5 protein-coding genes and 1 riboswitch are annotated in these 13,324 nt (G+C 70.4%); of the genes, 3 read left to right on the plus strand and 2 right to left on the minus strand.

The features are described 5' to 3' along the window. Nucleotides 1–110: 110 nt before the first annotated feature. Both KBX00_RS21225 and KBX00_RS21230 read right to left on the minus strand, forming a co-directional pair. The gene (locus tag KBX00_RS21225) at nucleotides 111–5,846 is read right to left on the minus strand and encodes a ThuA domain-containing protein (protein WP_301548332.1); all 5,736 of its coding nucleotides are present in this window, start codon (nucleotides 5,844–5,846) and stop codon (nucleotides 111–113) included. A 357-nt stretch (nucleotides 5,847–6,203) separates the two neighbouring features. Further along, complete coding sequence (locus tag KBX00_RS21230; protein ID WP_210829600.1) at nucleotides 6,204–10,874, minus strand: ThuA domain-containing protein; 4,671 nt, start codon at nucleotides 10,872–10,874, stop codon at nucleotides 6,204–6,206. Nucleotides 10,875–11,224: 350 nt separating this feature from the next. Then, nucleotides 11,225–11,334, plus strand: a riboswitch (TPP riboswitch). On the opposite strand from KBX00_RS21230, the gene KBX00_RS21235 reads away from it, so the two are divergent. The 3 genes from KBX00_RS21235 to thiS all read left to right on the plus strand — a co-directional run bounded on the left by KBX00_RS21235 (nucleotide 11,329) and on the right by thiS (nucleotide 13,324). Next, a complete protein-coding gene (locus tag KBX00_RS21235) occupies nucleotides 11,329–11,955 on the plus strand; it encodes a thiamine phosphate synthase (RefSeq protein ID WP_210829602.1) in 627 nt (208 codons plus the stop codon). Its footprint overlaps the riboswitch before it by 6 nt. Continuing rightward, entirely contained in the window at nucleotides 11,949–13,133 is a 1,185-nt protein-coding gene (gene thiO, locus KBX00_RS21240; RefSeq protein WP_210829604.1) for a glycine oxidase ThiO, read from the plus strand. Before KBX00_RS21235 ends, thiO begins: the two co-directional genes overlap by 7 nt. Then, nucleotides 13,124–13,324: a sulfur carrier protein ThiS gene (thiS, locus tag KBX00_RS21245; protein WP_210829606.1), complete on the plus strand. Its 201-nt coding sequence runs from the start codon at nucleotides 13,124–13,126 to the stop codon at nucleotides 13,322–13,324. Before thiO ends, thiS begins: the two co-directional genes overlap by 10 nt.

Genomic DNA, 13,324 nt, shown 5'->3' on the forward strand with positions numbered 1-13,324 from the left:
TGATCATGAGGTTGACGGCGAAGTCGATCTTCGAAGTTGCCGCCAACCTCATGATCAACGGGGCTGTGTGGAGGGGCCCCGCCCGGCAGGTGCCGGGCGGGGCCGTGGGGTTACAGGTTGCGGTTGGGGGCCAGGCGGGTGGGGTCGCCGCCGAGGCGGCCGGCGCCCTTGACGGACTCGCCGTCGTTGGCCTTGACGCCCGTCTTGCTGGCCGTGCCACCGAGCCGGACGATCATGGCGTCGGCGTCCCGGATCAGCACGTCCCGGATCTCCGCCTCGCCGACCAGTTCGGCGTCACCGGCCAACGTCCGGAACGCGGTGAGCTGTTTGATCGCCCGCTTGTCGTTGCCGCTCGCCTCCGCCGTACGGGCGTTGGAGAGCCGCTTCGACAACTGGTTGTACGCCTTGTTGCCGAGTCGGCCCGTCGCCTTGAACCGGTCCAGCAGGTTCTGCATGTCCCGGAACGAGGTGGTGACGAAGAAGCGGACCGTGGTGGTGGTGTCGTTGCCCGCCTTGTCGGTCGCCGTGACGGTCAGCTCGTGCATGCCCAGCGGCAGCTCGTACATCGCCTGGAGGGTGCCGCTGAGGTAGGGACGGTCGTCGAGCCGGCCGACCACGGTCGCGATGCCCGAGGTCGGGTCGACCGCCTGCCAGGACACCCGGACGTCCTGGCTGTCGCCGTAGAGCTGGCCGTCGGCGATGCCGGAGACCAACAGGGTCGGCTTGGTGCCGTCGATGCGTACCACCGCCGCCTTCAGCGTCTCGGCGTTGCCGGCGGTGTCGGTGGCCCGGTAGAGCAACTCGTGGTCCCCGTCGCCACTGATCTCGACCGGCTCGGTGTACGGTGTCCAGTCGCCGCCGTCCAGCGACCACTCCAGCAGCGCCACCCCGGAACCGGCGTCGGTCGAGGTGAGCACCACCGGGACGGTGCCGTCGTGCCAGCCCTCGTCGTTCGCCGGGGCGAACGTCGCGGTGCTGACCGGCGCGGTGGCGTCGATCCGGACGGTGACCGCCTTCGTCTCCTCCACGTTGCCGGCCTCGTCGACGGAGCGGAACCGCAGCTCGTGCTCGCCGTCCCCGGCCACCGCCACCGGTGCGGTGTAGGCGGTCCACTCGGTGGCGTCATCGAGCTGGTACTCGGTGCGCGCCACCCCGCTGCCGCCGTCCTCGTCGGCGGCGGTCAGGGTGACCGTCGCCGGGCCGGTGAGCCAACCCTCGACCGGGGTGCCGGACACCTCGGCCGTGGTGACCGGCGCGGTGTCGTCGTCCGGTCCGGTCTCGGTGGAGAACCGGAAGTAGTCGAACGACGCCGACTTCGAGGCGGTCTGGTTGCCACTGAGGGTGAACAGGCCCACCTTCGGGGTAGCCCCGACGGCCGCGTTGGTCAGTTCGGTCAGGGCCGTCCAGGTGGTGCCGTCGGCCGAGTACGACCCGGTGTAGGTGTCACCGGTGCGGACCAGCCGCAGATACCACTCGGCCGAGGTCAGGTTCTCCGCACCCGGCTGTGGATCCTGGATCGTCCCGTCGATCTCGCTGCGCAGCTCGATCCGTCGGGACACCGGCTGGCCGGCCTGGTTGTCCACCACGAAGTCGAACTTCACGTAGTTGTCGTCGTCGCCGTACACGATCAGGCCGGCCTGCTGGTACTGCTCGTCCAGCAGACTGCCGTCGATCTTGGTCTCCATCGTCCAGTCGCCGCTCGGCGTGTTCTGGAGGATGAAGTTCGTCGGATCGGTGTTGTTGGTGCCGTAGATGTCACCGTTGGGCACGTCGATGTGCAACGAGCCACCGCTGACCCGGTAGGCGCTCAGGTCCTCCCGGAGGATCGCGTTCCACCGGCACTTGTCCAGCGAGATGCCGGTGAACTCGTCGGACGGGTCGACCGGGCCGGCCGGCTCGTCCGGAATCACCTGGAACCAGTCGAACGCGGCCTCCACCACGGGTGCGTCGGTGCCCCCGTTGAGTGCGAACAGGCCGATCCGCGGGTTCTCGATGCCCTCCAACGCGGCGGAGCGACCGACCGGGGTGAAGGTCTGGCCGTCGGCCGAGAGCGCGGCGGTCAGGCTGGTGCCGTCGCTGCTCACCCGCAGGTAGACGGTGTCACCCGCCGGTGCGTCGGTGCTGTCGTCACCCTCGTTGCGCGGGGTGCCGGCGGTCTCCCGGATGAACTCCACCCGGCGGCTGCCGTTGTAGAGCAGGTCCAGCTTGGCGTAGTTCTCGTCGTCGCCGTAGACCAGCAGGCCGGCCTGCTGGTAGTTGGCCGTCACCGGCAGGGTGACCTTCGTGGTCGCCTGCCAGGCTCCCGACGGTGCCGGCTGGAGCACCAGGTTGGTGGCGTCGTTACGGCTGCCGTAGAGGTCACCGGCCTCGGTGGGCAGTCGCAGCGCGCCGTCGGAGACGGACAGGAGCTGGTTCTCCCGCACCACGCTGGTCCACCGGTCGCGGTCGAGCGTGTCGTCGTCGAAGTTGTCCGAACGTGCCCCGAGGCACGACGTGTTCGGCGAGTCGACCCGGACCGGCACGGTCGCGTACGACCGGGCACCACGGCTGTCGGTCACCGTCAGGGTGGCGGTGAAGTTGCCGGGTGCGGTGTACGTGTGCTCGGCCTGGAGCGTGTCCGCCGTGCCGCCGTCACCGAACTCCCACTCGTACGTCAGCGGCGTGTCGCCCTCGGGATCGGTGGCGGTGCCGCCGAACGCGATGGTGAGCGGCGCGGTGCCGGTGGCCGGAGTGGCGGTGGCGGTGACCGCCGGCGGTGCGTTGTCGGTGACGCCCTTGCCGACGAAGTCCGCCCAGTTGACGTTGAACAGCGATCCCTCGCCGCCCGCCGGGTCCTGGGCGACGAAGTACAGCGAACCGCTCGCCGCACCGGTCACCGGTGCGGTGACGTCGGTGTAGGTCTGCCAGTCGCCGGTACCCGGCACGGTCGCCGAGGCGACCACCGGGCCGTCGACCGCGCCGGCCCGCACCTCGATCACGCCGCCGCTGGTCGCCGAGGCGACCCGGAAGCGGATCTCGTCGATCTCGGTCAGGTCGGCCGGTACCACCGACCACCAGTCGCCGTCCTCGATGGCACCGATGTTCTGGCCGCCGCCGGCGGAGTCGCCGGTGGTCTCACGCACCACCCCGGCGTCACCGCCGCCGGTGCCGTCCTCGGTCCGGCCGGTCGCGGTGAAGTATTCGGCCTGCTTGCGCTTGGGCTGGAGGATCTCGATCGCCCGGCCGGTCAGCGGGTCGGCCCCACCGGAGCCGCCCTGGTCGGTGTAGGTCGCCTCGAAGACGGTGAAGACGTTCGCCTCGGCACCGTGTCCGGCGGCGAGCTGGGTCTGCACCGTGCCGGTGCAGCCGGTGTGCTGCTCCAGCGGGTGGGCGTGCTCGTCGTGGCCGAGCAGCACCTGGAGCTGGACGTCGTCGCAGTCGACCTCCCCGTCCTCCGGGTCGGTCACCGTGATCGTGTACTTGACCTGGTCGCCCCAGTCGAAGAAGCCGCCGTCCGGCGGGAACTCGATGGTCACGGTCGGTGCGGTGTTGCCCACCGTGATCGGCACGTTCGCCACCGCCGTACGACCCTTGGGGTTGGTGACGGTGAGCTGGGCGGTGTAGTTGCCCGCCTCGGCGTACGTGTGGGTGGGGTTGGCCTCGGTGGAGGTGCCACCGTCGCCGAACGTCCAGGCGTAGGTGAGCGTGCCCCCGTCGGGGTCGCGCGAACCGGCGCTGGAGAAGGTGACCTCCAGCGGTGCCTGCCCAGAGGTGGGCTCGGCGTTGGCCACCGCGATCGGCGCCCGGTCACCGGCAATGTAGTCGATCCGGTAGACACCGGAGTTGTCGTTGTTGCCGCCGAAGCCGCTGCCCCACTCGATCAGGTACATCGCACCGTCCGGACCGAACTCGAAGTCCATCGGGCGGATGAAGGACATCCCGGTGAGCAACTGGTTGATGTCGACCAGTTCGGTGCCGTCCGCGGAGACCTGCATCGTGTACATCTTCGACTGGTTCCACTCGCCGAGCAGCGCCTTGCCGTCGTAGTACGCCGGCCACTTACGGTCCGAGTCGAGGTCGGCGTCGTACCGGTAGACCGGGCCGCCCATCGGCGCGCCGCCGCCCCCGATCTCCGGGTAGCGCGGGTCACCGCCGTAGCCGTAGTCGACGGTGGCCGGGATGGCCGGCGGGAGGTTGGTCAGGCCGGTGTTGTTCGGCGAGTTGTTCACCACGGCGGCGCAGTCGAACTTCGGTCCACTCGGGCCGGAGGGGAACTGGTAGTCGTTGTAGGCCTCGTTGGTGCCCGTGCAGTACGGCCAGCCGTAGTTGCCCGGTTCGGCGACGATGTTCCACTCCACCAGGCCCTCGGGGCCACGGTCCGGGTTGTCCGACGAGGCGTCCGGGCCGTAGTCGGCGACGTAGAGGGTGTCGGTGGCCGGGTCGATGCCGATCCGGAACGGGTTACGGAAGCCCATCGCGTAGATCTCGGGCCGGGTCTGCTCCGTGCCCGGCGGGAAGAGGTTGCCCTCCGGGATGGTGTACGTCCCGTCGTCCTCCGGGTGGATCCGGATCACCTTGCCGCGCAGGTCGTTGGTGTTGCCGGAGGTGCGCTGCGCGTCGTAGTCGGCGCGTCCGGGCCGCTCGTCGATCGGGGTGTAAGCGTCCGAGGAGAACGGGTTCGTGTTGTCCCCGGTGGCCAGGTAGAGGTTGCCATCGGAGTCGAACGTCATGGTGCCGCCGGCGTGGCAGCAGGTGTTGCGTTGGGTGTCGACCTGGAGCACGACCTCCTCGGTGGCCGCGTCGATCGAGTCACCGCTCACCGTGAACCGGGAGAGCAGGTTGCGTGCCACCCCGTCGTTCGGGGCGTAGTAGAGGTAGACCCAGTTGTTGGTGGCGAAGTCCGGGTCGAGCCGGATGCCGATCAGGCCGTCCTCGTTGCCGGTGAACACGTCGAGGTCGATCGCGGTGACCGTGTTGCCGGTGTCCGGCTTGACGATCTGCACCCGGCCGTCGCGCTCGATGTAGAAGACCCGGCCGTCGGGCGCGATGTCCAGCTCCATCGGGTTGCTGGTGTTGCTGTCCAGCGTCACCTTCTCGAAGCTGGCGGTCAGCGACGCCCCGCAGTCGGCACCCTGGATCCCGGCCGCGGTGCGGATGCCGCCGAGCAGGTGGGTGCGGAAGCCCGGTTCGGCGTACGACTCGTCGGTGTGGCCGCCGCCGGTGTACCAGGCCCGGCCGCCGTCGTAGTCCTGGCACCAGGCGATCGGGTGGTCGTGCCCCATCGCGCCGGAACCCGCGTTGTAGCTGGTCTCGTCCAGGGTGGCCAGCACGTGCACCGAACCGCGCGGGTTGGTGCGGTAGTTGTACCACTCGTCGAACCGGGACCATTGCCCCGGCAGGTGGGCGGTGGAGGGGTGAGCCGGGTCCTCCACCTTGACCGTGGCCTGCTGGTTGGCCGGGTGGCTGTTGAAGTACGCCCCCACCAGTTCGCCGTACCAGGCCCAGCTGTACTCGGTGTCGGCGGCGGCGTGGATGCCGGCGTAGCCGCCACCGGCCTGGATGTAGCGCTCGAACGCCGCCTGCTGGTCGGCGGTCAGCACGTCTCCGGTGGTGGAGAGCCAGATGACCGCCCGGTACTGAGCGAGGTTCGCGTCGGTGAAGGCGGCGCCGTCCTCAGTGGTGTCGACGGTGAAACCGTGCTCGACGCCGAGCTCCTGGATGGCGGCGATGCCGGTGGGGATGGAGGCGTGCCGGAAGCCGGCGGTCTTGGAGAAGACCAGCACCGAGAACGTCTCGGCGGCGGCCTCCGGAACCGCCTGGGCGACGGGGGCGGGCGCGGCTTGGGCGGCTGGGGCCGCGAAAAGCATGCTCGCGGCAAGGCCGAGCGAGAGAATTGCAGCTGTCAGGGGTACGCGGGCACGAGGTGGTCGGGGCACTCCGGTCTCCTTTGTCCTTGCTGGACAGGGGGCGCGGGGTCGGCCCGCCGAAGACCGTCCCGGATGGAGCCGAGCGGAAGTGCCGTGCCAGGGCCTTCGTTTCGGCATTATGACGAGTCGCTGAACAAATTAGTTCCGGTGCAACGATTGATGGCAAGGCTTCAATAGATAACGTTTCGGTAAATCGAGGTGACATTCCCGCACAGTCCTCCCAAACCACCACGAGCGCCGGCCCGCACCTCCGGGCGGAGGTGCGGGCCGGCATCTGTGGTTGGCTCGGCCGGCCGACTACCCGGGGGTGAGCCGGAAGTAGTCGAACGCGGCCGTCTTCGAGGCGGTCTGGTTGGCGCCGAGAGTGAACAGGCCCACCCTCGGGGTCGCCCCGACCGCGGTGCTCGTCAACGTCTGCAGGGTCGTCCAACTCGTGCCGTCGGCCGAGTACGCGGCGGTGAAGGTGTTTCCGCTGCGTGCCAGCCGCAGGTGCCAGATGCCCTGGGTCAGGCCGGTCGCCTGCGGCTGTGTACTCTGCACCGCCCCGCCGACCTCGCTGCGGAACTCGATCCGTCGCGAGACCGTCTGACCTGCCGCGTTGTCCGTCACATAGTCGAACTTGAGATAGTTGTCGTCGTCGGCGTACACCAGCAGACCCGCCTGCTGGTACTGCTCGTTGAACAGACTGCCGTCGACCCGGGTCTGCATGGTCCAGTTCCCGGTCGGGCTGTTCTGGAGGATGAAGTTCGTCGGCCCGGTGTTGCCGGTGCCGTAGATGTCACCGTTCGGCACGTCGATGCGCAGCGCGCCGTCGGTGATCCGGTACCGGGTCGAGTCCTCCCGTACGACGGCGTTCCACCGGCACTTCTCCAGGCTGTCGCCGGTGAACTCGTCCGAGGGCGCGACGACCCCCGTGGTGACATCCGGGGTGATCCGGAACCAGTCGAACTGAGCGTTGATCACCGGCGCGGTGGTGCCCCCGTTGAGCGCGAAGAGGCCGATCCGGGGGTTGCTGATCCCGGCCAGCGCGGCGGACCGGCCGACCGCGGTGAAGGTCTGGCCGTCGGTCGAGTAGGCGGCGGTCAGGTTCGTCCCGTCGCTTGTCAGTCGAAGATGGATGGTGTCGCCGGTGGGAGCAGCGGTGGAGTCCGTGCTCTCGTTGCGGGGCGTCCCGGCGCTCTCCCTGATGAACTCGACCCGGCGGCCGCCGCCGTAGAGCAGGTCCAGCTTGGCGTAGTTGTCGTCGTCGCCGTAGATGAGCAGACCGGCCTGCTGATAGTCGGCCCGGGCCGCCAGGGTGACCCGGGTGGTCGCCTGCCAGGCACCGCTGGGTGCGGGCTGGAGCACCAGGTTGGTGGCGTCGTTACGGGTGCCGTACAGGTCACCCGCCGCGGTGGGCAGCCGCAGCGATCCGTCGGCGAGGGAGTACGACTCGGTCCCGCGCACCACGCCGGTCCACCGCTGACGATCCAGCGAGCTGCCGGTGAACTCGTCGGACCGCTGTGCTCCCGGCTCGGCCTGGCAGGGGTTGCCCGCCCCGTCGACCCGGATCGGCACGCTGGCCTGCCCGCGCGCACCCCGGCTGTCGGTGACCGTCAGGGTGGCGGTGTAGCTGCCCGGCGTGGTGTAGGTGTGGCTGGCGTTGAGCGTGTTCGCGGTCGCTCCGTCACCGAAGTCCCAGGCGTACGTCAGGGGGGTGTCCCCGTCCGGGTCGGTCGCCGTACCGGTGAAGGTGACCGCCAACGGCCCGGTCCCGCTGGTCGGGGTGGCCGAGGCGGTGACCGTCGGCGGGGCGTTGCCGCTCACGCCGGGGCCGACGAAGTCCATCCAGTTGACGTTGAACAGGGTGCCGGAGCCGCCGTTCGGATCCCGGGCCACGAAGTACAACGCGCCCTCCGCCGCGGCGCCGTTGGGGATCTGCGCGGTGACGTCGGTGTACGTCTGCCACCCTCCGGTGCCGGTCACGGCGGCGGTGGTGATCAGTGGTCCGTCCGCGGCTCCGGCGCGTACCTCGATCCGGCCACCGGAGGTGGCCGAGGCGACCCGGAACCGGATCGAGGTGAGGCCGGTCAGGCTGGCCGGACTGACCGACCACCAGTCGCCGTCCTCGATGAAGCCGATGTTCTGTCCACCGCCGGCGGTGTCACCGGTGGTCTCCCGCTCCACCCCGGCGGTGCCGCCCCCGGTGGCACCCGCCACCCGTCCGGTGGCGGAGTAGTACTCGGCCTCCTTGCGTTTCGGCTGTAGGACCACGAGCGCCCGGCCGGTCTGTGGCTCGGCCCCGTCGGCTCCGCCCTGGTCGGTGTAGGTCGCCTCCAGCACGGTGAAGACGTTCGCCTCCGCCCCGTGGCCGTCGGCGAGCTGGGTCTGCACCGTGCCGGTGCAGCCGGTGTGCCGCTCCAGCGGGTGGGCGTGCTCGTCGTGGCCGAGCAGGACCTGGAGTTCGACCTCGTCGCAGTCGATCGTCCCGTCCTCCGGGTCGGTGACCTTGATGGTGTAGGCGACCTGGTCACCCCAGGCGAAGAAGCCACCGTCCGGCGGGAACTCGATGGTCACCGTCGGTGCCGTGTTGCCGACGGTGATCGGCACGTTCGCCACCGCGCTCCGCCCCGCCGGATTGGTCACCCGCAGTTGCGCGGTGTAGCTGCCCGACTGGGCGTACGTGTGGGTCGGGTTGGCCTGGGTGGAGGTGCCGCCGTCGCCGAACGTCCAGGCGTAGGTGAGTGCTCCGCCGTCGGGGTCGCGTGAGCCGGCGCTGGAGAAGGTGACGGCCAGCGGCGGCGCTCCGGAGGTGGGGTTCGCCGAGGCGACCGCGACGGGGGCGCGGGCACCTGCGGTGTAGTCGATGCGGTAGACGCCGGAGTTGTCGTTGTTGCCGCCGAAGCCGCTGCCCCACTCGATCAGGTACAGCGCGCCGTCGGGGCCGAACTCGAAGTCCATCGGCCGGACGAAGGTCATCTGGTCGAGGATCCGGTTGATGTCGACAAGGGACTTGCCGTCCCGGGTGACCTGCATGGTGTACATCCGCGACTGGTTCCACTCGCCGAACATGGCCTTGCCGTCGAAGTACGCCGGCCACTGGCGGCTCGACGAGATCGTCGGGTCGAACCGGTAGACCGGGCCGGCCATTGGCGCGCCGCCGCCGCCGATCTCCGGGAAACGGCTGTTGCCGCCGTAGCCGTAGTCGACCGTGGCCGGGATGGCCGCCGGCAGGTTGGTCAGACCTGTGTTGTTGGGGGAGTTGTTCACCGGCGCGGAGCAGTTGAACTTCGCCCCGCTCGGACCGGACGGGAACTGGTAGTCGTTGTACGCCTGATTGTTGCCGTGGCAGTACGGCCAGCCGAAGTTGCCGGGCCGGTCGACGATGTTCCACTCCACCAGGCCCTCCGGGCCCCGGTTCGCGTTCGTGGTGGTGGCGTCCGGGCCGTAGTCGGCGACGTAGAGCACGTTGGTGACCGGGTCGATGCCGATCCGGAACGGGTTGCGCAGGCCCATCGCGTAGATCTCCGGCCGGGTCCGCGCGGTGCCCGGTGCGAAGAGGTTTCCGGCCGGGATGGTGTACGTGCCGTCGGCCTGCGGCCGGATCCGGAGCACCTTGCCGCGCAGGTCGTTGGTGTTGCCGGCGGTGCGCTGCGAGTCGTAGTCCGACCGGCCGGAGCGCTCGTCCAACGGGCTGTAGCCACCGGACTCGAAGGGGTTGGTGTTGTCCCCGGTGGCCAGGTACAGGTTGCCGGCCGAGTCGAAGGTCATCGTGCCGCCCATGTGGCAGCAGGTGTTGCGCTGGGTGGGCACCTCCAGCACGACCCGCTCGCTCGACGGGCCGATCGTGTCCCCGGTGACGGTGAACCGGGACAGGTGGTTGCGGGAGCCGCCCGCGCTCGGGGCGTAGTAGAGCCAGACCCACCCGTTGCTGGCGAAGTCGGGGTCGAGTCGGATGCCCAGCAGGCCGTCCTCGTTGCCGGCGAAGACGCTCAGCCGTAGCGCGGTGACCGTCTGGCCGGTGTCCGGCTTGATGATCTGCACGCGACCGTCGCGCTCGATGTAGAACACCCGGCCGTCGGGCGCGATGTCCATCTCCATCGGGTTGCTGGTGTTGCTGTCCAGCGTCACCTTCTCGAAGCTGGCCGCCCGGCCGGCACCGCAGTCGGCGTGCACGGCTCCGGCCGCGGTCTGGATACCACCGAGGAGGTGTTGCCGGAACTCGGCGTTGGTGAAGGACTCCTGGGTGTGCCCGCCACCGGTGTACCAGGACCGCCCGCCGTCGAAGTTCTGGCACCAGGCGATCGGGTGGTCCTGTCCCATCGCCCCGCTACCCGGGCTGTAGCTGCGCTCGTCCAGCGAGGCCAGCACCTGCACCTGACGGGCCCGGGGGTTGGTGCGGAAGTTGTACCACTCGTCGTAGCGGGACCACCGCTCCGGCAGGTGCCGGGTCGACTCGTGGGTGGTGTCCTCCACCTTCACCGTGGCCGTCTGGTTGGCGGGGTGGTTGTTGAAGTAGGCGCCGACCAACTGGCCGTACCAGGCCCAGTCGTATTCGGTGTCGGATGCGGCGTGCACGCCGACGTATCCGCCACCGGCGCGGATGTAGCGCTCGAAGGCCGCCTGCTGGCTGGCGTTGAGCACGTCACCGGTGGTGGACAACCAGATGACCGCCTGGAACCTGGCGAGGTTGGTGTCGGTGAAGGCGGCGCCGTCCTCGGTGGTGGTGACGGTGAACCCGTTCGCCGTGCCGAGTTGCTGGATCGCACTGATGCCGGCCGGGATCGAGTCGTGCCGGAATCCGGCGGTCTTGGAGAAGACCAGGACGGAGAACGGCTCCGCCGCCGCCGCGGCGACGGTGGGGCGGGCGGCCCGCGCGGCGGCGGGACCGATGATCGGGGTGGGTGCGGCGGTCAGGATGAGTACGAAGGCGAGTAGCGCCACGGTCACTGCGGCGAGCGGCGCTCGCCGCCGACTGGGTCGGGGCACGAGGATCTCCTCTGTCCGTGGGACGGTTCGGAGTGGACGGCGGTGTCACTCCCGTCGGTCCGACCGCCCATACCTGACGAGTGAGGTCTGGGTGCCGACTAGCCGATCCGATCACTCAATTTGCGTTAGTGAATCTAGTTTCGAGCAAGGTGAACCCTTGTAACGTTTTGGTAACGAGGTCATTTTCTATTGGTGTGAGTCGCTGCATATCGGGGCCTTTTCCGGCCGCCGTGCTGCCGCGAGTCCGTTCAGCAGGCCGTGGCGGAGTCGGCATGACCGGGTGGCCCTCGCCGCCACCGGCGGCGCAGGACGGGCTTGGCGGAACCGGCGAAACGACGTACGGTGACACCCAACGAACCCACGGGAGCCCGGTGTACCGGGCTGAGAGGGGGGCTGTGAGCCCCCGACCGTCGAACCTGATCCGGGTAATGCCGGCGCAGGGAGGAGTGTTGCCGTGCCGTCCCTGGGACGACTGCATCTGATCACCGACACCCGACCCGGGCGGGATGCACTCGCCGTGCTGCGTGCCGTGCTGCCGGTGGCCCACGCCGAACTCGTGGTGCAGGTCCGGGTCGCGGACACCGCGACCGACCGGCAGGCGTACGAACTGACCCGGCAGGTTCTTGCCCACTGCGCACCGTACGGGGTGCCCTGCCTGGTCAACGACCGACTGCACGTGGCACTGGCCACCGACGCCGCCGGTGGTCACGTCGGTGCCGACGATCTACCCGTGGCGGCTGCCCGGCAGGTGCTCGGCCCGGCGGCGGTGCTGGGTGCCACCGCGCGGGAGCCGGCAACCGCGCTGGCCGCGGTCACCGCGGGGGCGAGCTACCTGGGCGTGGGGCCGTGCCGCGTCACCGCCACGAAGGACGGGCTGCCACCGCCGATCGGTGTCGCCGGTGTCCGGGCGGTGGTCGAGGCGGTCGAGGTACCGGTGATCGCCATCGGTGGGGTGACGGCGGCGGACGTGCCCGAGTTGCGGGCCGCCGGTGCGTACGGGGTGGCGGTGGTTGGTGCGCTCTCCGGAGCCACCGATCCCGCCCGCGCCGCCGGCGAACTGGTTCGGGCGCTGACATGTTGACCGGTAGCCCCGCCACCACCGGGGTGGTACCGCAGCGCCGGCCCGAGGTGGCCGTCGTGGGGGGCGGGCCGATCGGGTGGGCGGTCGCCTGGCGGTGCGCGGCGCGCGGGTTGCGGGTGGTCGTGCACGATCCGGCGCCCGGGTCGGGTGCCTCGCACGTGGCCGCCGGGATGCTGGCGCCGGTCGCCGAGGCGTACTTCGGCGAGCGGGAACTGACCGGCCTGCTGACCGAGTCGGCCGGGCGTTGGCCCGGGTTCGCCGCCGAACTGGCCGAGGCGACCGGCACCGACATCGGCTACCGGACCGAGGGCACCCTGATGGTCGGGCTGACCGCCGACGACCTCGCCGAGGCGCGCCGGCTCTGGGCGTACCAGCAGGGGCTGGGGTTGCCGGTGACACCGCTGCGCCCGTCGCAGTTGCGCGCGCGCGAGCGGGCGCTGGCGCCCCGGGTGCGCGGCGGCGCGCTCGCCGCCACCGACCACCAGGTCGACCCGCGCCGGCTGGTGCCGGCGCTGCGGCTGGCGGCGGAACGCGCGGGCGCGGTGCTGGTCGCCGAGCCGGTGCGCCGGTTGTCCGACGTCGACGCGGGCGTGACAGTGGTCGCCGCCGGCTGCGGCAGCGCGGCCCTGACCGGCCTGCCGGTCCGTCCGGTGAAGGGAGAGGTGCTGCGGCTGCGTGCGCCGGATGGCGGGCCGCCAGGCTTTCGGCACGTCATCCGGGGGTACGCCGACGGCGAGCACGTCTACCTGGTGCCACGGGACAACGGCGAGGTGGTCGTCGGCGCGACCGTCGAGGAGCGCTCCGACCTGAGCGTCTGCGCCGGAGCGGTGCTGCGGCTGCTGCGGGCCGCCGTCGACCTGCTACCCGAGATCGCCGAGTACGACCTGGTGGAGACCTTGGCGGGGCTGCGCCCCGGCACGCCGGACAACGCCCCGATCCTGGGGCCGTTGCCGGGGCACCCGGATGTGCTGGTGGCCACCGGTCACCACCGGCACGGCATCGTGCTGACCCCGGTCACCGCGGACCTGATCACCGATCTGATCACCGGCGGCGGCAGCCCGCATGCCCTGCTCTCTCCCTTCCGGCCGGACCGGTTCGCCGACCCGTCGGCCGTCGTTAGCTCGGCTGCCGCCGCTGGCAACCTTTCGCATCCGACGGAGGACGACTCGTGGAACTGACGGTGAACGGTGCCGGGCGCAGCCTGCCGGACGGGTTGACGGTGGCCGAACTGGTCCGCGACGTCACCGGCCAGCAGCGCGGTGTGGCGGTGGCGGTCAACGGCGAGGTGGTGCCGCGTACCGGCTGGCCGGCGACGGTGCTGCGCGGCGGTGACCGGGTCGAGGTGCTCAGCGCCGCCCAGGGCGGGTGA

This window comes from Micromonospora sp. C95 (genome assembly GCF_018070465.1).
Classification (GTDB): Bacteria; Actinomycetota; Actinomycetes; order Mycobacteriales; family Micromonosporaceae; genus Micromonospora.

Bases quoted from the DNA above. Each gene is read 5' to 3' on its own strand.
- KBX00_RS21225 (WP_301548332.1), bottom strand. From the start codon at position 5,846: ATGCTTTTCGCGGCCCCAGCCGCCCAAGCCGCGCCCGCCCCCGTCGCC.
- thiO (WP_210829604.1), top strand. From the start codon at position 11,949: ATGTTGACCGGTAGCCCCGCCACCACCGGGGTGGTACCGCAGCGCCGG.